Genomic DNA, 20,334 nt, shown 5'->3' with positions numbered 1-20,334 from the left:
ACCTAACTTCCTGTCATAAATATCGACTCCATGAAACTTGTTGTTCCTTTAGATTTTTCTGAAAACTCCCTCAAAGCCTTGGAATTTGCCATGGGATTGGCCGATAAGAAACATGGGAAAATCTTACTTGTCCATGTAGTCGAATTGGTCTATGACTTTGCTTCTCAGTCTGCCTTGGCTTTGGACTCCATGTTTAAAGACGCCGAAAACCTGATGAAGAAAATAATCAAAACCTATGAAGGAAGCGGTGTACCCATGGAGTCACAGGTAGTAGAAGGAACCGCTTCTGTGTCGATTGCGAGAATTGCTGAGGAACAAGGTGCCACACTTATCGTCATGGGTACTCAAGGCGCAAGCGGAATCAAGAAAGCTTTAATGGGAACTGTCACCGTCAATGTAGTGAAAGAAGCGAGTTGTCCGGTTTTGGTGGTACCGGCCAAGGCAAAAGTGAGCGAAATCAGAAAAGTGACTTTGGCTTTAGAATTTGCCAATCATGAGGAGGAATTTTTGGATTGGATGGTCAATATGGCCAAGAAATGGAGCTTTGGATTCGAAATCCTTCACATTCAGACTAGCCAGGGATTTTTGGAAGACCTCTCCGTATTGGGTATCGAGAGTTACTTAGCCAAAAAATATGCTGGCTTAGCCACTCGCATCCATACGTTCTATGCTGAGAGCACCATGGATGGACTTGATTTATACCTCGATGAACACGAGGATATGATCCTGGTCATGTGCCATGAGCATCGCAACCTATGGGAACAGATCATAAAAAAAAGCCATTCTATTCAAATGGCTTATCACACGCATATTCCGTTATTAATCTTGATGTAATCACTTACTGATCAACTCTTCAAAATCATCCCGAATGTAAATCACGTTTCTGCCTAACTCTATCCATTTCTTTTTCTCGAGTTGCTTCAGCAATCTGGAAATCACTTCTCGCGAAGTACCCAATTCATTGGCAATCTCCTGATGGGTAGTGTGAAGTTCGTTGGCTTTAAGCTGCTTCATCTTAGTCACAATGTAACGCATCAATCGCTCGTCCATTCGTTTGAAAGCTACTGCATCTAGCGCCACAAGCATCTCATGAAAACGCTGCTGGTAGGTGCTGGACACAAAATCTTTCCACTGCTTAAACTCATCCATCCACTGCTCATGAAATTGGATAGGAATAAAGACTAAAGAAGCGGTTTCCTCCACCACTGCTTTGATTTCACTGGGTCTAGCCGCTGAGCAGCAGGTCAAGGATAAAGCACAAGTTTCCCCTTGTTCCAGGTAATAAAGAAAAAGCTCCTTGCCATCGTCATCCATTCTCATGATTTTGATCGATCCTTCCAAAACCAAGGGAACAGCTTTGATAAATTGTCCGGGTTCCATCAAAATTTTGCCAGAGTCAAAAACGAGAAATTGCCCCTTTTCCATAATCAGCTGCAGGAGCTTGGGGTCAGTGATATTGGGTAATGCTTGCTTGAGTTTTTCTATTGTCATGTTTTAAATCTATCAAACAAAAATGAAAAATAACACCTTCGCAGTTCGGTGACTAAGATCACAGTATCAATTCTGGTTTATTCCGGTGCTTTAATTTTTACCCAAAAAAGGACTTACCGTGACAAAAATCACCATAAATTAAAAACAACCCATCTACCTTAAGGCCTCGAAATAACCCTCAATATGAAACATTATCAGATTCTTATCATCGGCGGGGGAACTGCCGGGATTACCATAGCCGCTCAACTCAAAAGAAAAAAATCGTCCTTACAAATCGGCATTATTGAACCGTCTGAAAAACATTATTACCAACCCGCGTGGACTTTGGTCGGTGCAGGTGCTTTTGATTTTAAAGAGACGGAACGCAATGAAGGCGACTACATCCCTGAAGGAGTAGATTGGATTAAGGACAAAGCCAGCAGTATCGATCCTGATAAAAATGAAGTCGTCACCGCAACATCAGGGACCTATACCTATGATTTCTTGGTACCTGTTCCGGGATTGGTCATGGCCCCTGAGTTACTTCCTGGATTGAAAGAATCTCTTGACAAAGGAGTCGTTTGTTCCAACTATACTAATCCGGAACACACTTGGGAAGTACTTCAAAACTTCAAAGGAGGAAATGCGGTTTTCACCCAGCCTACTACTCCAATCAAATGCGGTGGAGCTCCTCAAAAAATCATGTACATGGCGGAGGATTACTTCCGAAAGCAAGGTATCCGAGAAAAGACCAATGTACTCTATGCTACTCCGGGTACAGTGATTTTTGGAGTTCCTGAATTTGCCAAGACACTCAATAAAATTATTCACGACCGAGGAATCATTTTCAAGCCTTTCTATGCGCCTGTTGCTATCGATGCAGAAAAACAGGAAATCACATTTCGCTATTCCAAACCCGGTGAAAGCAATTGTACCATCATGGAGGGCAATCCATTAGGTGAAGAACTGGTTGGCGCATTGGACATCAAAGTCCATTTTGATATGCTCCACTTGGCACCACCACAGATGGCGCCTCAGTTCATCCAAGATTCCAAGATTTCCATTCAGGAGGGACCAGGCAAGGGTTGGGTAGATGTAGACATCCATACCATGCAGCACAAACGCTATCCGAACATTTTCTCTATCGGGGATGTAGCTCACTTGCCTACAGCAAAAACAGGTGCTGCCATTCGAAAGCAAGCTCCGGTTTTGGTTGAAAACCTCATCACCCTTATTGAGGCAGGCACAGTGGGCAAAAAGTCCTATGAAGGATATTCCTCTTGCCCGATCGTCACCGGATACGGTAAAATGCTACTCTGCGAGTTTAAATATGACAATGTGAAGGACAGCGATCCTTTAATTTCCACCTTTGTGGATACCACCAAAGAGCAGTACAGCATGTGGCTACTCAAAAAATATGGTTTGCCATTTATGTATTGGAATCTGATGCTGAGAGGCAAGGCGTAAAAACAAGTTGTTTAATTCCCAAATCTAAGCCCGGTAGAATCCCGGGCTTTTTTCGTTCATAAACAACCTAAATTTCTTACTATTCATCCCCAAACCTTTTCCGGTTGTAAATACTCAGACTTTACACCATTCATCCTAATCACACACTCCACCTGCCAAAGCAAATCCTTATTTTGCGCGACTTATTTCGAAATGGAAGGCAAGAATCATTTACTCTTAGTAATACTTTTCTTTTGGGCATTGAGGCTCAATGCCCAAGAATTGCTCGTACGAGATTCAGAATCCCGACAAGCATTGCCGGGTGTATTGATTTATTCCATTAGTCCGGGAATTTCTTTTACTACCAATACGGGAGGCAAAGTAGATATTAGCGCACTTTCAGGCAGCAAGAATTTGATGGTTCAGCTACTGGGATATCAATCTCTTAACCTTTCATGGCAAGATTTGAAATCAAAGGACTTTGTATTGGAATTATCCCCTAGCCCCATCACCCTGGACATTGCTGTGATCTCAGCTTCGCGATGGAACCAAAGCTCCCAAGATGTAGCAGGCAAAGTCCGCTTCTTGGATCCAAAGCTCACCAACCTGCGCAACCCCGCCAACTCTGCCGATTGGTTGGGAAGCTCCGGGGAAGTCTTTGTCCAAAAAAGTCAATTGGGTGGAGGAAGCCCGATGATCAGGGGATTTTCAGCCAATCGATTGCTCTATGCAGTGGATGGAGTGCGAATGAATACGGCCATTTTCCGAAGTGGAAACCTCCAAAATGTCATTTCACTGGATCCTTTTGCCATCAGTAAAACTGAAGTGCTTTTTGGTCCGGGGTCCGTGATGTACGGCTCTGATGCCATAGGTGGGGCTATGGTTTTTGAAACCCTCAGCCCCGAAACAGGTGACCAATCTCTTCGCGGAAATGTACTCACCCGATATTCATCGGCTTATTCCGAACGAACAATTCATGGAGATTTTTCCTACGGAAAAGGGAAATGGGGATTCCTGAGCAGTGTTTCCTACTTTGATTTTGGAGACCTAAAAATGGGTTCAGTCAATGGTCAACCCAACTACCTGAGACCTGACTATGTGCAGCGAATCTCTGATTCGGATCAAATCATCACCAACCCAAACCCAAAAATTCAAGTAGGAACGGGCTATCATCAGCTCAATTTGATGCAAAAAATAAAACTCCGCTCCAACCAATACACGACTTGGGAATATGGCTTCCATTATTCTACCACAGGAAATATCCCTCGCTATGATCGCTTGATTGAAAGAAGAGACGGAAAACTACGTTTTGCACGATGGGACTATGGCCCGCAAACCTGGGCAATGAATAACCTGAAGTGGAGTTACAATAAACCCAAGAGGTTATTTGACCAAGTAAAAGTGGTAGGTGCCTATCAGTATTTTCAGGAAAGCCGAATCGATCGGAGAGTTGGAAATAACACCGAATTTGACAGGAAGGAAGAAGTAAATGCCTACTCGATCAACGCAGATTTTCTTAAAAATTATGGGGAAGAGCGTTTTCTGACCTATGGAGTCGAAGGTGTCATCAATGCAGTCAATTCTACCGGCTTGGCTAGAAATTTGACCAACCAAAGCGTTTCCAATGCCTCGTCACGGTATCCCAATGCCACCTGGAGTTCTTTGGCAACTTATGGAAGCTACCATCAGCGGCTCAACCAAAAGCTGAAATTTCAGTCAGCCTTGCGATATAACCTCAATGGACTCACTGCTGACTTTACCAACAATCGGGAGTTTTACCCACTGCCTTTTGAAAACAGCCGAAACACCTACCACTCAGTCACCGGAAATGTAGGCTTAATCTATCTTCCGGAACCCAGTTTTTCGGTTGGGCCATTGATTTCCACCGGTTTCAGAGCACCCAATGTGGATGATGTGGGGAAGATCTTCGACTCTGAGCCAGGTGCTGTGATGGTACCCAATCCCAACCTCAGGCCTGAATACGCTTACAACGCGGAAATCAACCTAAACAAGCATTTTCAAAACTGGCTCAAGATAGATTTTACAGGATATTACACCCTGTTGGACCAGGCCATGGTACGTCGGCCTTTCTTACTCAATGGTTCACCGGAAATCATCTATGATGGCGAGCTCAGTCAGGTTTTGGCTATACAAAATGCGGCTTTTGCTGAAATAAAAGGTGTACAAGCCGGAGTGGAAATTGCATTTACCAAGAGGCTGCTTTTGACCTCCAAATACAACTGGCAACGCGGCATAGAGGAGCTGGATGATGAGAGCACAAGTCCTTCCAGGCATGCGGCACCGGCTTTTGGGATGACCCGATTAAGCTACCTCACCCAAAAGTTCAAAGTGGAATTGACTTCTCAATACAGTGCAGCTGTTTCTTTTGAGCGGATGCCTATGGAGGAAAGAAACAAACCTGCTCTCTACGCCACAGATGCCAAGGGCAATCCATTTTCTCCTTCTTGGCTAATCTTTAATCTTCAATCAAGCTTTCAGCTTACCTCATTTTTACAGCTAAATGCCGGTATCGAAAACATTACCGATCAACAATATCGAAGCTACAGTTCCGGAATTGTAGCACCAGGGAGAAATTTCACGTTGAGCATCAAAGGGAGCTTTTGATAAGCTGTTTACCACTAACCATTTTTCCCATGAGACTGACAGCAAAACGGATTGGACTGACTATTAGCCTTTTTTCATTTCTGGCACTTATTCCGATGAGTTGTGGGATATTTTGTCAGGACTCCTGCGGATGCGGACCTTCGGCACCACCTCAGGATTTGATCATTAAATCCATGCAGTTGCTAACCTTGGGTCCTATGGGTCAGACTGTTAATCCCTTGGACACTTTATCCTACAACCAGGTTTTCAAATCACTGGAGGTAAAAGAATTTGAAATCAAGCTCCTTTCAGAAAACTTCTCGCCGGGTCCTTCCTTTGGCTTGGCGTATGCATGCAGCCCATTGCCAGTCTATTCCAGAGATGAAATAATTGACATTCGGATTCGAAACAAAACTGCCTTGACATTGGCAGACGGTACTACGCTAAACCCACAGCAGGACATTTCCTCCTATTTCGGGATGGCCTTTTTTTATACCGATAAGCTAGCGACCATACAGGAGTTTATCGGCACTGGCAGGTATTTCTTTTGGGGGGAAAATTTCAAACTAGGTTTCAAGCAATCTCCCGGAAAAGCCCTCAAGCTTGAATTTGATGTCGAGGTAAGCTTCAAAAGTGGGAAAGCTTTTCTTTTAGAAAATCAAGTCCTCAGTATTCGGGGATAGCTGACAAAAATCTTCTTTATTTTTCATTAGATTCATTCCAAATACACCTACTTTTGCGTACTGGTGATCAAAAAACCCATGACCGCAGACCAACTCCCTCTCAACAGATCAGGTAAAATTCTGGAAATCGCATCCTCCCCACTGAAAATCAACCTGATGGAACTTGGCTTTCTTCCCGGCAAATACATCACCCTACAGCATAAAGCGCCTTCAGGCGGACCTTTGGCATTTCAGATGGAAGAGACGCTTCTGGCACTCAGAAAAAGCGAAGCAGAATTGATCAGAATTGAACTAGTTTGAATTTCATGTCAGAAGCCACGATTTCGAAAACCCACAAAGTAGCCATCATCGGTAATCCCAATGTCGGCAAATCGACAATTTTCAATTACCTGACAGGACTCAACCAAAAAATAGGAAACTATCCCGGAGTCACCGTTGACAAAAAAACAGGTGGGCTTCAGATCAACGGGGAGAATTTCGAAATCCTGGACTTACCGGGTACCTACAGCCTTTTCCCCAATTCGGAAGACGAAATCATCGCTCACCGAGTACTTAGCAATACCCATCTCGAGACTCGCCCTGAATACGTATTGATGGTGATTGATTCCACTCAGCTTTCCAGAGGCTTGTTTTTGGCTACTCAGCTGATCGATTTGGGTGTTAATCTGGCCATCATCCTCAATATGACTGATGTGGCTGAAAAGAAAAGTCTGGAAATCCGTCCCTTTGAGCTATTCAAAAATCTAGGAGTACCGATTCTGCAAACAGACGCCCGCAATCAAAAGGGCCTGGATCAAATCAAAAACCTGATCAGCGAACGGAATTTTTCCCAAGCTTCCAAGTTTATTGATATTCTCGAGGTCATCCCGGCAGAAATCATCCGACAGGTCAAGGAGAAATTCAGACTTGACAACGATTACCAAGCTTACCAGATGATTCGCTTTGGCACCAAAGACAAGGCCGTACAAGAATCAGATCGTCAGTGGCTTAAGGAGCTTATCTCCAACGAAAAATTCAACCTCGAAGAAGCTCAACTGGAAGAGACAAAAATTCGGTACAAAAAGATCACCGATTTGGTCAACAGATCTCTTTTCAAAAAATCAGAACCAAAACCTAAATCCAGTCTGGATAAAGTATTCCTTCATCCTGTTTTTGGCTATGTAGTATTTATTGCCATCCTTCTGCTGATTTTCCAAACTATATTTTCCTGGGCCTCCTACCCCATGGATTTGATTGATGGAGTTTTTGCAGACTTGGGAGCTTGGATTCAGGGAGCACTGCCTGACGGCCCACTTACCCGATTACTTGCAGAAGGGGTCATCCCGGGTATTGGTGGGGTGGTGATTTTTATACCTCAGATTGCCTTGCTATTTGGCTTTTTAGCCATTTTGGAAGATACGGGTTACATGTCACGCGTGGTCTTCTTGCTGGATCGTTGGATGAGACCTTTTGGACTCCATGGTAAAAGTATCGTGCCCTTGGTTTCCGGCGTAGCCTGTGCGATTCCAGGGGTAATGGCTGCTAGAAATATCTCGAACTGGAAGGAAAAAATGATTACCATTTTGGTCACTCCCTTGATGAGTTGCTCGGCGAGACTACCGGTTTATATCATTTTGATAGGTCTGACTGTACCCGACGAGGTAATTCTTGGCTTCGTCAATCTTCAAGCCCTTGCGCTTTTGGGACTTTACCTTCTAGGAATCATAGGGGTACTTTTGACTGCATTCGTTCTGAAAACTGTCCTAAAGACAGAAGAAAAGAGCTTTCTCATGACCGAACTTCCTTCCTATAAGATCCCAAGATGGGGAGATGTGGGAATTACGATGTTTGAAAAAGCCAAGACCTTTGTTTTCGAAGCTGGAAAGGTCATTTTGGCCATCTCTATTGTATTGTGGGTACTTGCCTCCTATGGTCCTCCCGCAGCAATGGATCAAATCAGACAAGAAGGTGAAGCCCGATTGGAAAATGTCTCTGACGAAGAGCAAATCGCAGCGATTGAAGCGGAAACCAACTCTTTGCTACTGGAAAATTCCTTCATTGGCATCATGGGACGAGCCATCGAGCCCGTCATCAAGCCTTTAGGATATGATTGGAAAATAGGCATCGCCCTGATCACGTCTTTTGCCGCAAGAGAAGTCTTCATTTCAACCATGGCCACTATTTATAGTATTGGAGGCGATGTGGAAGATGACCTTACCATTCGGCAAAAATTAGATCAGCAAATCAACGCCAATACAGGAGAAAGGACGTTTAATAAAGCAACGTCTTTCTCCCTGATGGTTTTCTATGTCTTTGCGATGCAGTGTATGAGTACCTTAGCAGTCGTCAAAAGAGAAACCAAGGGATGGAAATGGCCAATCATTCAGACAGTCTACATGAGTGCCTTGGCCTATTTGGCGGCATTGATTACTTACCAACTCTTTTCCTGATATGTGGCAGCAACTGATCGTCGCTTTATTGGTAGCCGGAGCAGGATATTTTCTGGTCAGGAAGTTTTTCTTTGCTCCAAAGACCAAACCAGGTTGCGATAAGTGCGCCAAAGGATAAACACCAATTCGGGGATTCATTGAATTCCCGATTTTTTTGATGAATATTCGTCCATGAGTAAAGTAGCCAAGCAGAGCATACAGACCACGTTTTTTTCCTACATTGGGGTGGTACTTGGCTACATCAATGTCCTTTGGCTCTATCCCTATGCACTGGATACCACCGAACTGGGCACTTTCCGAACCATTCAGGATCTTGGTCTTTTGTTTGTACCATTTGCCCAACTGGGTGTTGGACACGGGATTACCCGCTATTTTCCTAGGTTGGAAAATCATCAATCTGCTTTCCTCACCTATAGCTTAGGGCTTTCATTCTTGGGATTTGCGGGGGTTTCCATGCTGTTTTTTGGCTTTAAAGATGAGTTAATCGGTCTATTCGCCGCCAACTCTCCCGAGGTAGTCAATTTCTTAGGGGTGGTTTTGTTGATCACCTTATTTTCTCTCCTAAGCAGTGTCTTGGATGCTTATGCTCGATCCTATGTCAAAGTCGCCATTCCCACTTTTTTCAGAGAAGTCTTCCTGCGTCTTTTGACATCCGTGCTAGTAGCCATTTATCTACTGAAATGGATCAATTTTGAGCAGGTAATGCAGGGCCTGATCGGAGTATATGGCTTTTCGCTTTTGGGCGTTTGGGTCTATTTGATTTGGCTGAAAGTATTCAAACTGGATTTTCATTGGGGCCATTTCCCAAAGGGTTTCCGCACTTCATTTATCCGATTTAGTCTGATTACCTTTTTGGCTACTGCGGCTTCTACCCTGATCATGAAAATCGACTCCATCATGGTGAGTTCGATGATCAGCTTGGAAGCCAATGCGATATATTCCATCGCTTTTTACATGGCTTTGGTCATTGAATTACCACGGAGAGCTATTTCTCAGGTAGCTATGCCAGTCATTGCTGACCATTTTTCAAAAAATAGACTCAACGAAATCAACCTCCTCTACAAGCAAATTTCCAACAGGCAACTCTACATCTGCCTGCTTTTATTCGCCTTGATTTGGAGTAGTATTGATGAGATTTACCACTTTGTACCTAATCGGGAAATCTATCAGGCAGGCAAGTGGGTTGTGTTTTACATCGCTTTGGGAAAGCTTTTCGATGTGGCTTTCTCGGTTAACAGTGAGATTCTGGTTTTCTCAAAGTTTTATCGGTCCAACCTAATTCTTACAGTTGCGATGAGCATTTTGATCATCGGGGTGAATTATTGGCTGATTCCCATTTTTGGAATCGAAGGTGCGGCCATCGGCTCGGCGGGAGTCATGTTGCTGTTTAATCTGATCAAGTATGGCTACCTGAAGGCAAAAATCCAGTTAGATCCTTTTAGTCTGGAAACAGTAAAAATCAGTGCAGTAGGATTGCTCTCACTTTCAGGGATGTTTTTAAGTTTCGAGGGTTTGCACCCGTTTTTGGGTATTATGATCAAATCTACTGCTGTCCTACTTTTGTTTTTGATCGGATCAATAGGATTTGGTGTGGGAAAAGAAGAGTGGGAATGGATCAAAAATAAGGTGAAAAAATCCGGGCCTTAGAGTGTTACGAAACCTCTTTTATTGACAAGATTTGAGCTGCTTGGATGCCGCAAACTTCCACTGTTATCCTGCGTTTTGTGCGAGGCCCCGTCTAGACGGGGTGAGGCCTGTTTTTGGAAAAAGCTTCACTCGGGATTGTAATTAAATTGTGAAGTTCGAACAAGTCGGCAGCCCGGACTCTGCAAATATACGGCAGGCATTCGAGAGCGTTGTCGGAATTGAAAATTAATCTTGGCCAATGGGCCTAGAATTAACACTGAAAAAACATCACCAAATATTATTTTTCCAAAAACCTGGCAAAATCAGCCATTCTGAGCCAGAAATAACACCTTCCATAAAGATTCAGAATTTTATTTTGAGAATCCTTTCAGAGATTGTTATCCTAGGATTACCTTTGTATGGACAAATCCAAGTCGCTATGTATCTGATTAAAAAATTGATTGTTTGTCTTGACCAGACCCCCTTAGATCAGACCCTTATTGAGTACGCCGCTTTTATCGCGAGGGTTAATCAGACCAAAAAGATCTACTTCGCCAATGTGATCAAGAATCTTTCGATCCCAAAGGAAGTCCTCGAAGAGTTTCCAAATCTGATCGAAAACATGATCAACGAGCGAACAGAAGCCATGGAAAAAATGGTATCCCGGCATTTTCCGGATATCAAGGGATTAGCAATAAGCTACGTAGTAAAGGAGGGAAACCTTTCGAAGAAAATTTTAAAGCTCGCCGAAGAAAAATCAGCCGATATGATCATGATCGGCCGCAAGGTGGATCTCCCAGGTACGGGTGTGGCTTCCCAGCGTTTGGCAAGAAGAGCTTCCTGTTCCCTCTTGATTGTGCCTGAAGGTGCCAAACCCAAACTTAATCGACTGTTGGTTCCGAGCGACTTCTCTGAATATTCGAAAGATGCTCTTGAGGAAGCCGTGATGATCGTAGAAAAACACGGGGGAACGGCAGAAATCGTCTGCCAAAATGTGTTTACTGTGCCTTCGGGTTATCATTTTACGGGAAAAAGCTATGAGGAATTTACTGACATCATGAAAATGCATGCGGAAATCAACTACAAGAAGTTTATCCGTAAAATCGATACCAAAGGTGTTAAAATCACACCGATTTATACCAAAGATGACGACGATGATCCTGTGCAGGAAATCGTATCCAAGGCCTTGGAGATCGAAGCCGACGGCATCATCATCGGCGCTAAAGGAAGAACAGCCGCTACAGCTTTATTTATTGGAAGCATGGCCGAGCGATTGATTCAGTTCAATGATAGCCTTCCCCTATTGGTTACTAGACCGAAAGGAAAAAATGCCGGAATTTTGGATTACATCCTGGAGATTTAAAGTTGCCTCACCCTACCCATTTTTTCCAAAATAGCACTTCTGTGGACAGAAGTGCTATTTTCTTTTTGAAAGTACTTTTTCTCTTCCTGTATATTCATTTCCTATTGAGATCTTTTCCAAAGTTTGACTCTTTGGAAGAGTTAGACTTCCGTCTCCAGTCTACGAACTTCTGTCTCCCGTCTCCCCTCTTCGGTCTTCCGTCTTCCGTCTTCCGTCTCCCCTCTTTTTCTCACCCATTTTTCATGTAACTTAAACCCTACGCCCTACAGCAGGTCTAATCGCGAAACATGAAAGAAAACGATCAGCATATTCTCCGGCTTATCCAGTCTCCGTTTACCAAGGAGATAGGATACAGGCAGCTGATCGAGACATATCAAAAGAGAGTTTACCACGTGATTCGGCGCATGGTGATCATTCACGAAGATGCCGATGACCTCACCCAAAACACTTTCATCAGGGCTTTTCGAAGCCTGGACAAGTTTGAAGGAAATTCCTCCCTGTTCACTTGGCTGTATCGGATAGCGACAAATGAGGCCTTGACCTTTCTGGAAAAGAAGAAAAAGCGTTTTTTCTTTTCCCTGGAAGACCATCAGGAGAAAATGGAATCCTACCTCGACCAACCCGGTATTTTAACTGGGGAAGAAATCCAAAAGAAACTGGAAAAAGCCCTTCTTAAGCTTCCTGACAAGCAACGATTAGTCTTTCACCTGAAATATCAGGAAGAACTGAGCTATGAAGAAATGTCCGAAGTGACAGGTACAAGTATAGGAGCTCTGAAGGCCAGTTATCATCATGCCGTGAAAAAAATCGAACAATCCTTATTGAATCAATAAACCAAGTGATTGATACTAAGTCTAAATGCCAATGGAAAAGTTACCCAAGTTACAGGAATTCAAGGCCCCCGAGGGATACTTTGAAGGACTTCCTGATCGGATCATTCAAAAATCAAAACGAGAACGCTCGAGTATCTTCATCAGATATGCTGCTGCCGCTTCTGTTTTGGTCACCTTGGGTATTTGGCAGTTTGGACTGATTAACGCACCCACGGCACCTCTAACATTAGAAGAAGAAGCATTACTTTACATAGAAAGCAACCAGTGGTCATCAGAAGATGTGCTAGGACTGTCTGAAAATCCAAATGAAATCCTGGATCAAATCATCGAGGATCAGTTTGGTCCAGACGATCTCCCTCTAGAAGTCGAAGATGAAAATTGGTACTAATCCCATCGTCATGAAAAAAATCACTCCATACCTTCTCCTACTTTTCTTGCTTTTGGCAGGAAACGTCATGGCGCAAAGGCCAAATCAGAATATTGATCCCGAAAAGCTACAAGCAGCAAGGATCGCATTTATCACTTCCCGAATTGATCTGAAACCGGAACAAGCGGAACGTTTTTGGCCAATCTTCAACAAATACACTGAGCAACGAGAAGCATCGATGAAGTCTATCTCGCAGCTCAATCGTGGCGGTGAGGCTATCACGGAAGAAGAAGCAAAAATCCGAATTCAAAAGCGGTTACAACTTCAGCAGAAATTGATTGATGAGGAAAAAGCCTTTGTAGCAGAGGTTTCCAAAGTCATCACTTCAAAGCAAGTCCTGATGCTTCATGACATAGCGAGGGATTTTAACCGCTACATCTACCAGCGGCAGCGTGGACAAGGAAATTGAAAAAAGGCCCGAAATGATCAATTTCGGGCCTTTTCTATTATTTCTTAAGCAAGTCTCTGATTTCTTCCAATAATTTTTCGCTTGGGGTGGGTGCCGGTGGCGCCGGAGGTGCAGCGGGGGCCTCCTCTTTTTTCTTGTTAAACTTATTGATCCCCTTGATCGCCAAGAATATCACAAAAGCAATAATGGTGAAATCCACCACATTTTGAATAAACATCCCGTAATTCAGCGTCACAGCAGCCACCGCCTCACCAGCTTCAGTGGTAGAGGATTCTTTTAAAATAATTGCCAAATCCTTGAAATCCACTCCGCCGATCAACAACCCCAATGGTGGCATCACGACGTCGTTGACGAATGAAGATACAATTTTCCCAAAAGCGCCACCGATGATCACACCGACAGCCAAGTCTACGACGTTCCCTTTGACCGCAAACTCTTTAAATTCTTGAAGTAATCCCATAAAATGAAAGGTTGGTTGAAAATTTTGATTGTTTGTTTTATTTGAAAGGAAGTAATCAGTCTTTAAAATAAACAGATATCAAGCTTTTGCCTAATTCTCAGCTCTTTTTCCTGAAAATGGAATCAAATCAATTGCTAAATCCTACCAAATCCGACTTTCTCACGAACCAAGCTGCTCCAAATTTGATTAACCTTGCAGCAAACTTACGAGTACATGCAGACACCCCTCGCACCTAAGAAGCCACAGATTTTAGAAATACACGGTCATCAGCGCATCGATGACTACTATTGGATGAATGACCGGGAAAACCCGGAGGTCATCGACTACCTGAATCAAGAAAATGAATACCTCCAACAGGTCATGAAACCGACCGAGGAGTTTCAAAATAGCCTTTTTGAAGAAATGAAAGGCCGAATCAAAGAGGATGATCAGAGTGTCCCCTACTTCAAATCCGGCTATCATTGGTATGTCCGGTACGAAAAGGGAGAAGAATACCCTATCTATTGCCGAAAAAAAGGCTCGATAGAGGCTGAGGAAGAAATCATCCTCAACGTGAATGAGCTCGCCAGAGGAAAATCCTACTACCAAGTGGGTGGCACAGCGACCACGCCTAATCAAAAAATCCTCGGCTTTGCCGCAGATGAAGTGGGTAGAAGAATATACACGATCTATTTCAAAAACCTGGAAACCGGGGAAATCTATCCTGAAAGCATCCCCGAAATCACCGGGAACTTCGTGTGGGCTGCCGACAACCAAACGATTTTCTACTCCAAACAAGATCCGGAAACACTTCGGTCATACCGAATCTACAAACACGTACTTGGAACAGACTGTGCTACCGACGAACTGATTTTCGAAGAAGCGGATGAGGAATTTAGCTGCGTGGTGCATAAAACCAAGTCCGAGCGATTCATCCTGATTCATTCGGAAAGTACCATTTCTTCCGAAGTGAGATTTATTGAGGCAAACAACCCAACTTCCGCTTTTCAAGTACTCCAAGAACGAATCCCCTATTTGGAATATGCTTCGGATCACTATGGAGAACATTTTTACATCCGCACCAATGACCAAGCACAAAACTTCAAATTAGTCAAAGCACCTGTCACTAATCCGGGTAAAGCCAATTGGGAGGATGTGATTCCCCATCGGGCTGCCGTTCTTTTGGAAGACTTTGACCTGTTTGCAAAGTACCTAGTAACCCAAGAGCGCTCCAATGGCTTAACCCAAATTCAAATCCTGCCTTGGGAAGGGGAAGGACATTCCCTTCAGTTTGATGACGAAACCTACACCGCTTGGATCTCTACCAATCCTGAATTTGAAACCGACATCCTGAGATTTGGATACAATTCCTTGACCACTCCGAGTTCGGTCTATGACTACCACCTGATTTCCAGAGATAAAAGCCTCCTCAAACAGCAGGAAGTGGTCGGTGGCTACGATTCATCAGAATTTTATTCCGAACGAATTTGGGCCAAAGCTGAAGACGGCGTGATGGTACCGATTTCATTGGTGTATAAAAAATCCCTTTTCTCCCAAAACGGAAAAAATCCCCTGCTTCTCTACTCCTATGGCTCCTATGGCTACAGCATGGACGCCTACTTTTCCTCCAATCGACTCAGCCTTCTCAACCGGGGTTTTGTCTTTGCCATCGCCCACATTCGCGGCGGGGAGGACTTAGGCAGACATTGGTACGAAGACGGGAAAATGCTCCGAAAGAGAAATACGTTTACCGACTTCATCGCTTGTGCGGAACATCTGATTCACGAAAACTACACCTCACCGGAGCACTTGCATGCCATGGGAGGCAGTGCGGGAGGACTGCTGATGGGAGCGGTAATCAACATGAGACCCGAGCTTTTCAGAGGCGTCATCGCCAATGTGCCTTTCGTAGATGTAGTCACCACCATGCTTGATGAAAGCATTCCCTTGACCACCGGGGAGTTTCAGGAATGGGGCAATCCCAAGCATCAGGAATATTACGAATACATGCTCTCCTACTCTCCATACGATAATGTAGAGGAAAAAGCCTATCCCAACCTTTTGGTTACCTCTGGCTTGCACGATTCCCAGGTGCAGTATTGGGAACCTACGAAGTGGGTAGCCAAACTTCGGGACAAGAAAACCGATTCCAACCTCCTACTCTTGCACACCAATATGGAAGCCGGTCACGGAGGGGCATCAGGACGGTTCAATGCCTTGAAAGAACTCGCCTTGGAATACGCCTTTCTTTTGATGCTGGAAGAAAAGACGAGTTGACCCAATCTCCAGTCTCTTAAACTCTACTATCCATTCTCAAATTCTCTTAATCTCCTAATCTCTATTCTCTTATTCTCCCAATCACTTCTTCCCAACAAAATAATTTTCTTGCGTGCAATCGGTTTCCTTGCCTCAAGTTTCTACAGCTCATTGACAATAAACTTCCGCCAATAAGTGAAAAATCAAAATTTCCCTAACTTTGGTGCCAAACCTAGTTAAACCCAATCGATGAAAATCGCCTTAATCGCCCATGATGGTAAAAAAGCCGACATGGTTCACTTTTTAAGCGGATTCCGCGATGCCTTACACCGCGTAGATATTGATCTCGTAGCCACGGGCACCACGGGTTCACATATCGAAAAAGCCGGATTCCAAGTAGAAAGATTACTCTCTGGACCTTTGGGTGGTGACGCCCAAATTGCTGCCTTGGCCGCTGAGAAAAAACTTGCTGCAGTGATCTTCTTCCGTGATCCATTAGATAAGCACCCCCACGAACCGGACGTTCAGATGCTTATGAGAATCTGTGACGTGCACAATATCCCCTTGGCCACCAATCCCGCTTCGGCCGAGCTCATGTTTAAAGCCTTGACACAAACCTATGGAACCTAAGAATATCAAAAAAATCGGTGTACTCACCTCCGGTGGTGACTCACCCGGAATGAATGCAGCCATTCGTGCAGCCGTACGAGCCGGATTTTATTACGGACTTGAAATGTATGGAATCTACCGTGGCTACGAAGGGATGATCCAAAATGACATCAAAAAGCTTGATTCCAAAAACATCACCCACGTACTCGAACGAGGTGGAACCTTCCTCAAATCTGCACGAAGCGACGAATTCAGAACACCCGAAGGAAGGCAGAAAGCCTACAATAACCTGAAAAGTCACGGTATCGATGCCCTGGTGGTAATCGGAGGCGACGGTTCGCTTACAGGCGCTCACCTCTTCTATCAGGAATACGGCATTCCTGCCATCGGACTTCCCGGTACGATTGACAATGACCTTTCCGGAACAGACCTGACTATCGGATTTGACACCGCCTGCAATACGGCCATCGAAGCCATAGACAAAATCCGTGATACCGCTACTTCCCACGACCGTCTGTTTTTCGTGGAAGTAATGGGTCGTGATGCAGGATTTATCGCCATCAATGCGGGAATCGGTAGTGCGGCAGCAGCGATTTTGATCCCTGAGCGCAAGACACCAATCGAAACGCTCGTAGAAAAGCTTAAGTCACGAACCAAAGCCAAAAAATCATCCAACATCGTGATCGTAGCTGAAGGTGGAAAAAGTGGTTCGGCACAGGAAATCGCAGATAAAGTGAAAAAATTCCTTCCCTACTACGACATCAAGGTTACCATCCTCGGACACTTGCAGCGTGGCGGTGCCCCAACTTCTTTCGACAGACTCCTAGCATCCAAGCTTGGCGTGGCAGCGGTAGAAGGACTCATGCAAGGCAAATACGACGTGATGGCCGGCACGATCAACAATAAGATCGTCTATACCCCGATCGTCAAAGCCATCGTAGATGACAAGGAAGTCGATGACGAAGACCTCAGAATCGCCAATATTCTTTCTACCTGAGAACGATCAGGAATTTAGATCACAAAAGAGGCCCGATTCAACATCGGGCCTCTTCTTTTTCTATTTGCTCAACACCACACTGGAATTAGCTCCCAGAGTCAGTTTCCCGGATTGGATTTGTCCTTTACCCAAGGTGAAAAGAGCAGTATCAAATCCCTCGGGAAGTTCGATTGCAGACTCAGTCCCTCCGACGTTGTGAACGATGAAGAGTTCCTGCTCGGCGGTTTTTCGGTGATAAGCCATGATCTCCTTGGAATAGGCTGTCTTACTCAGTTCTAAACTTCCTACCGCCAAGGCTGGATAGGAATTTCGCAAAGTGATCAGATTTTTGTAATGGTTGAAATAGCTGGTTGGATCCTTTCGCTGTGCCGCCAGTGGAGTCACCGTCGCATCGGTACTGTACTTGGCAGCAATCCAAGCAGCTCGACCTGAATCTTTGGCTTGCGCATCCCAAAGGAAAGGCTCGCGGATGTTTTCGTCCGGCTTCAGTCCTAGCATGCCGATTTCCTCACCATAATAGAGGTAAGGCGCTCCAGGCATGGTCAGCAGGATCGCACTCGCTTGTTTGTACTTAGCAGGATTTTCCTTCAAGTCATTTAGCAATCGAGGTTGATCGTGATTGGAAGAGAAAATCGCATCGATAAAGTTGGGCGTGATGCCTTGGTAAAAGTCCAAAACCTCTTTTTGCTTTTGCAACAGCAATTGGCCATCACCGGAATTCAGCGATTCGATCAGGGTGTAATGAAAGTCAAAATTGAACAGTGCAGGCAAACCGGGTAGGTATGGGGCAACAATCTCCTTTTTGTCATACACCTCTCCTACCAAATACACATCCGGCTTGATGGCTTCCATCTTGGCACGGAACTCCTTCCAAAAGGCGTGATTGTCCAACGGTCTATCATCCGGGAAAATATGCTTGGCGGCATCCAGTCGGAAACCGTCCACGCCTACTTCCTCCAGCCAAAATCGTCCGATATCATAGATTTCTTCCCTCACCTTAGGATGGTCAAAGTTCAAATCAGGCATTCCTCCCCAGAAAAACCCGTAGTAGTAATCCTCCCCTTGTCCCGGGTCGTGCCACTGACGGATGTTGTCTGAGTCAAGAGTGATGACTTTTTTATCCAAAAATGCCGCAATGGTATCCTTTTGAGCCCAAACATAGTAATCCCGAAACTCATTGTCTCGACCGGATTTGGAGGCTTGAAACCAAGGATGCTCCGTAGAAGTGTGATTGATGATCATATCGATTACGATCTTGATGTCACGCTTGTGAGCTTCCTCAAGTAGTTTTTTGAAATCATCCATTGTTCCGTAGTCCGGATGCACGGCCTTGTAATCGGTCACATCGTACTTGTGATAGGTCGGCGAAGGCATGATAGGCATAAACCAGATCGCATTGGCGCCGAGTTCTTTGATGTAATCCAGCTTTTGGGTTACGCCATTGAAGTCACCGATTCCGTCGCCATTGGAGTCATGGAAAGATTGGACAAAAATCTCGTAGGTGACGCCTGCTTGAGGCCAGTAGTTTTTGACTTCGGGAGTGGTTTTGGACTGGCAGGAAGCCAAAATTGTTAGTGCTGCCAAACTGCTTGCGATCAGGATATTTTTCATAGGTAAATAAGTAAAAGAAAAAGTCACTCATGACAAGTGACTTTTTCAGAAGGGTAAGGGTAAGCAACTTAGTTTCTTCCCACCGCATTGAGCATATCAAAGGCCAATTCCAATCTTTTCACAAACTGTTCTTCGCCTTTTCTCAACCAAACGCGTGGATCGTAATATTTTTTATTTGGACTATCCGGACCTTCTGGGTTACCCAATTGTCCTTGCAGATAGGCTTCATTTTTCTTGTAGTAGTTCAAGATGCCTTCCCACATCGCCCACTGCATGTCAGTGTCGATGTTCATCTTGATTGATCCGTAGCTGTTTGCCTCGCGGATTTCCTCTACCGAAGAACCAGAACCACCGTGAAACACAAAGTTCAAAGGCTTGCCGGTAGTACCGTGCTTCTTATTAATGTAGTCTTGGGAGTTTTTCAAAATGATCGGCTTCAAGCTTACGTTACCCGGCTTGTACACCCCGTGCACGTTACCGAAAGCAGCTGCAATGGTAAACAAGTCACTGATTTCTTTCAGATGCTCGTAGGCATAAGCTACTTCCTCTGGTTGAGTATAAAGCTTGGAAGAATCCACGTCAGAATTATCTACCCCGTCTTCTTCTCCACCTGTTACCCCAAGTTCGATTTCGATCGCCATGTCCAGCTTGGCAAACTCGGTGAAGTACTTGGCAGAAATCTCAATATTCTCATGAAGCGGCTCTTCAGAAAGGTCGAGCATGTGTGAGCTAAACAACGGTCGCTTGTAAGCAGCATGGTACGCTTTTCCCGCCTCAAGAAGGCCATCGATCCAAGGAAGTAATTTCAAAGCTGCGTGGTCGGTGTGCAAAATCACAGGAACTCCGTAGGCTTCTGCCATCTGATGTACGTGGTGCGCACCGGAAATACCACCTGCGATAGAAGCCTGCTGCTTGTCATTAGGAAGGCTTTTGCCTGCAAAAAACTGAGCTCCACCGTTGGAAAACTGAACGATCACCGGAGAATTCATCTTTTTGGCAGTCTCAAGTACTGCATTCACTGAATTCGTACCGATCACATTCACTGCCGGAAAAGCAAATTCATTCTCCTTTGCATACGCATAAAGGTCTCTGAGTTCTTCCCCGTACTTTACTCCAGGTTTAAATTTCATAG

Annotated in this window: 18 protein-coding genes; 14 read left to right on the top strand and 4 right to left on the bottom strand. The window is 44.6% G+C overall.

Translation table 11 applies throughout. The annotated features are described in order from the left end of the window. The first annotated feature begins 30 nt into the window (after positions 1-30). Positions 31-834: a universal stress protein gene (locus ACFPIK_RS05765; protein WP_377913148.1), complete on the top strand. Its 804-nt coding sequence runs from the start codon at positions 31-33 to the stop codon at positions 832-834. On the opposite strand, the gene ACFPIK_RS05760 is transcribed toward ACFPIK_RS05765, so the two are convergent. Then, the gene (locus tag ACFPIK_RS05760; protein ID WP_377913146.1) at positions 835-1,491 is read right to left on the bottom strand and encodes a Crp/Fnr family transcriptional regulator; all 657 of its coding nucleotides are present in this window, start codon (positions 1,489-1,491) and stop codon (positions 835-837) included. A gap of 183 nt (positions 1,492-1,674) precedes the next feature. Between ACFPIK_RS05760 and ACFPIK_RS05755 the strand changes: the two genes are divergently transcribed. From ACFPIK_RS05755 to ACFPIK_RS05710, 10 genes are all read left to right on the top strand, one after another. Next, positions 1,675-2,937, top strand: a complete 1,263-nt coding sequence (locus ACFPIK_RS05755) for an NAD(P)/FAD-dependent oxidoreductase (protein ID WP_377913144.1) — start codon at positions 1,675-1,677, stop codon at positions 2,935-2,937. Between the two features lie 192 nt (positions 2,938-3,129). Then, entirely contained in the window at positions 3,130-5,541 is a 2,412-nt protein-coding gene (locus ACFPIK_RS05750) for a TonB-dependent receptor (protein ID WP_377913142.1), read from the top strand. Between the two features lie 29 nt (positions 5,542-5,570). Next, entirely contained in the window at positions 5,571-6,203 is a 633-nt protein-coding gene (locus tag ACFPIK_RS05745) for a hypothetical protein (protein ID WP_377913140.1), read from the top strand. A 78-nt stretch (positions 6,204-6,281) separates the two neighbouring features. Further along, positions 6,282-6,503: a FeoA family protein gene (locus ACFPIK_RS05740; RefSeq protein ID WP_377913138.1), complete on the top strand. Its 222-nt coding sequence runs from the start codon at positions 6,282-6,284 to the stop codon at positions 6,501-6,503. 5 nt (positions 6,504-6,508) lie between these two features. After that, complete coding sequence (gene feoB, locus ACFPIK_RS05735; protein ID WP_377913136.1) at positions 6,509-8,632, top strand: ferrous iron transport protein B; 2,124 nt, start codon at positions 6,509-6,511, stop codon at positions 8,630-8,632. A gap of 171 nt (positions 8,633-8,803) precedes the next feature. Beyond that, positions 8,804-10,279 (top strand): lipopolysaccharide biosynthesis protein, encoded by a 1,476-nt coding sequence (locus tag ACFPIK_RS05730; protein WP_377913134.1) that lies wholly within the window; start codon positions 8,804-8,806, stop codon positions 10,277-10,279. Positions 10,280-10,697: 418 nt separating this feature from the next. Next, complete coding sequence (locus ACFPIK_RS05725) at positions 10,698-11,621, top strand: universal stress protein (RefSeq protein ID WP_377913133.1); 924 nt, start codon at positions 10,698-10,700, stop codon at positions 11,619-11,621. A 287-nt stretch (positions 11,622-11,908) separates the two neighbouring features. After that, a complete protein-coding gene (locus ACFPIK_RS05720) occupies positions 11,909-12,454 on the top strand; it encodes an RNA polymerase sigma factor (protein WP_377913131.1) in 546 nt (181 codons plus the stop codon). 31 nt (positions 12,455-12,485) lie between these two features. Further along, positions 12,486-12,842, top strand: a complete 357-nt coding sequence (locus tag ACFPIK_RS05715) for a hypothetical protein (RefSeq protein WP_377913129.1) — start codon at positions 12,486-12,488, stop codon at positions 12,840-12,842. Between the two features lie 10 nt (positions 12,843-12,852). Next, entirely contained in the window at positions 12,853-13,290 is a 438-nt protein-coding gene (locus tag ACFPIK_RS05710; protein ID WP_377913127.1) for a hypothetical protein, read from the top strand. Positions 13,291-13,327: 37 nt separating this feature from the next. Here the strand turns inward: ACFPIK_RS05710 and mscL are convergent, their stop codons facing one another. Then, positions 13,328-13,750 (bottom strand): large-conductance mechanosensitive channel protein MscL, encoded by a 423-nt coding sequence (mscL, locus tag ACFPIK_RS05705; RefSeq protein ID WP_377913125.1) that lies wholly within the window; start codon positions 13,748-13,750, stop codon positions 13,328-13,330. Positions 13,751-13,963: 213 nt separating this feature from the next. On the opposite strand from mscL, the gene ACFPIK_RS05700 reads away from it, so the two are divergent. The 3 genes from ACFPIK_RS05700 (at position 13,964) to pfkA (ending at position 17,591) form a co-directional block, all read left to right on the top strand. Continuing rightward, a complete protein-coding gene (locus ACFPIK_RS05700) occupies positions 13,964-16,006 on the top strand; it encodes a S9 family peptidase (RefSeq protein ID WP_377913123.1) in 2,043 nt (680 codons plus the stop codon). A 228-nt stretch (positions 16,007-16,234) separates the two neighbouring features. Further along, positions 16,235-16,615 (top strand): methylglyoxal synthase, encoded by a 381-nt coding sequence (locus ACFPIK_RS05695; protein WP_377913121.1) that lies wholly within the window; start codon positions 16,235-16,237, stop codon positions 16,613-16,615. Then, complete coding sequence (pfkA, locus tag ACFPIK_RS05690; protein ID WP_377913119.1) at positions 16,605-17,591, top strand: 6-phosphofructokinase; 987 nt, start codon at positions 16,605-16,607, stop codon at positions 17,589-17,591. Before ACFPIK_RS05695 ends, pfkA begins: the two co-directional genes overlap by 11 nt. Positions 17,592-17,651: 60 nt before the next feature. Here the strand turns inward: pfkA and ACFPIK_RS05685 are convergent, their stop codons facing one another. Together ACFPIK_RS05685 and fbaA are read right to left on the bottom strand one after the other, a co-directional pair. Continuing rightward, positions 17,652-19,202, bottom strand: coding sequence for an alpha-amylase family glycosyl hydrolase (locus tag ACFPIK_RS05685; protein ID WP_377913117.1), 1,551 nt, complete (start codon positions 19,200-19,202; stop codon positions 17,652-17,654). A gap of 68 nt (positions 19,203-19,270) precedes the next feature. Then, complete coding sequence (gene fbaA, locus ACFPIK_RS05680) at positions 19,271-20,332, bottom strand: class II fructose-bisphosphate aldolase (protein WP_377913116.1); 1,062 nt, start codon at positions 20,330-20,332, stop codon at positions 19,271-19,273. Between the last annotated feature and the right edge of the window lie 2 nt (positions 20,333-20,334).

The sequence above is a fragment of the Algoriphagus aquatilis genome, assembly GCF_042657405.1.
Taxonomy (GTDB): domain Bacteria; phylum Bacteroidota; class Bacteroidia; order Cytophagales; family Cyclobacteriaceae; genus Algoriphagus; species Algoriphagus aquatilis.
The sequence above is the reverse complement of the archived record's forward strand: the minus strand, read 5'-3'. Positions and strand labels throughout refer to the sequence as shown.

What these genes read in the sequence shown, in the direction of transcription:
- ACFPIK_RS05765 (WP_377913148.1), top strand. Translation starts at nt 31, where the DNA reads ATGAAACTTGTTGTTCCTTTAGATTTTTCTGAAAACTCCCTCAAAGCC.
- ACFPIK_RS05760 (WP_377913146.1), bottom strand. Translation starts at nt 1,491, where the DNA reads ATGACAATAGAAAAACTCAAGCAAGCATTACCCAATATCACTGACCCC.
- ACFPIK_RS05755 (WP_377913144.1), top strand. Translation starts at nt 1,675, where the DNA reads ATGAAACATTATCAGATTCTTATCATCGGCGGGGGAACTGCCGGGATT.
- ACFPIK_RS05750 (WP_377913142.1), top strand. Translation starts at nt 3,130, where the DNA reads ATGGAAGGCAAGAATCATTTACTCTTAGTAATACTTTTCTTTTGGGCA.
- ACFPIK_RS05745 (WP_377913140.1), top strand. Translation starts at nt 5,571, where the DNA reads ATGAGACTGACAGCAAAACGGATTGGACTGACTATTAGCCTTTTTTCA.
- ACFPIK_RS05740 (WP_377913138.1), top strand. Translation starts at nt 6,282, where the DNA reads ATGACCGCAGACCAACTCCCTCTCAACAGATCAGGTAAAATTCTGGAA.
- feoB (WP_377913136.1), top strand. Translation starts at nt 6,509, where the DNA reads ATGTCAGAAGCCACGATTTCGAAAACCCACAAAGTAGCCATCATCGGT.
- ACFPIK_RS05730 (WP_377913134.1), top strand. Translation starts at nt 8,804, where the DNA reads ATGAGTAAAGTAGCCAAGCAGAGCATACAGACCACGTTTTTTTCCTAC.
- ACFPIK_RS05725 (WP_377913133.1), top strand. Translation starts at nt 10,698, where the DNA reads ATGTATCTGATTAAAAAATTGATTGTTTGTCTTGACCAGACCCCCTTA.
- ACFPIK_RS05720 (WP_377913131.1), top strand. Translation starts at nt 11,909, where the DNA reads ATGAAAGAAAACGATCAGCATATTCTCCGGCTTATCCAGTCTCCGTTT.
- ACFPIK_RS05715 (WP_377913129.1), top strand. Translation starts at nt 12,486, where the DNA reads ATGGAAAAGTTACCCAAGTTACAGGAATTCAAGGCCCCCGAGGGATAC.
- ACFPIK_RS05710 (WP_377913127.1), top strand. Translation starts at nt 12,853, where the DNA reads ATGAAAAAAATCACTCCATACCTTCTCCTACTTTTCTTGCTTTTGGCA.
- mscL (WP_377913125.1), bottom strand. Translation starts at nt 13,750, where the DNA reads ATGGGATTACTTCAAGAATTTAAAGAGTTTGCGGTCAAAGGGAACGTC.
- ACFPIK_RS05700 (WP_377913123.1), top strand. Translation starts at nt 13,964, where the DNA reads ATGCAGACACCCCTCGCACCTAAGAAGCCACAGATTTTAGAAATACAC.
- ACFPIK_RS05695 (WP_377913121.1), top strand. Translation starts at nt 16,235, where the DNA reads ATGAAAATCGCCTTAATCGCCCATGATGGTAAAAAAGCCGACATGGTT.
- pfkA (WP_377913119.1), top strand. Translation starts at nt 16,605, where the DNA reads ATGGAACCTAAGAATATCAAAAAAATCGGTGTACTCACCTCCGGTGGT.
- ACFPIK_RS05685 (WP_377913117.1), bottom strand. Translation starts at nt 19,202, where the DNA reads ATGAAAAATATCCTGATCGCAAGCAGTTTGGCAGCACTAACAATTTTG.
- fbaA (WP_377913116.1), bottom strand. Translation starts at nt 20,332, where the DNA reads ATGAAATTTAAACCTGGAGTAAAGTACGGGGAAGAACTCAGAGACCTT.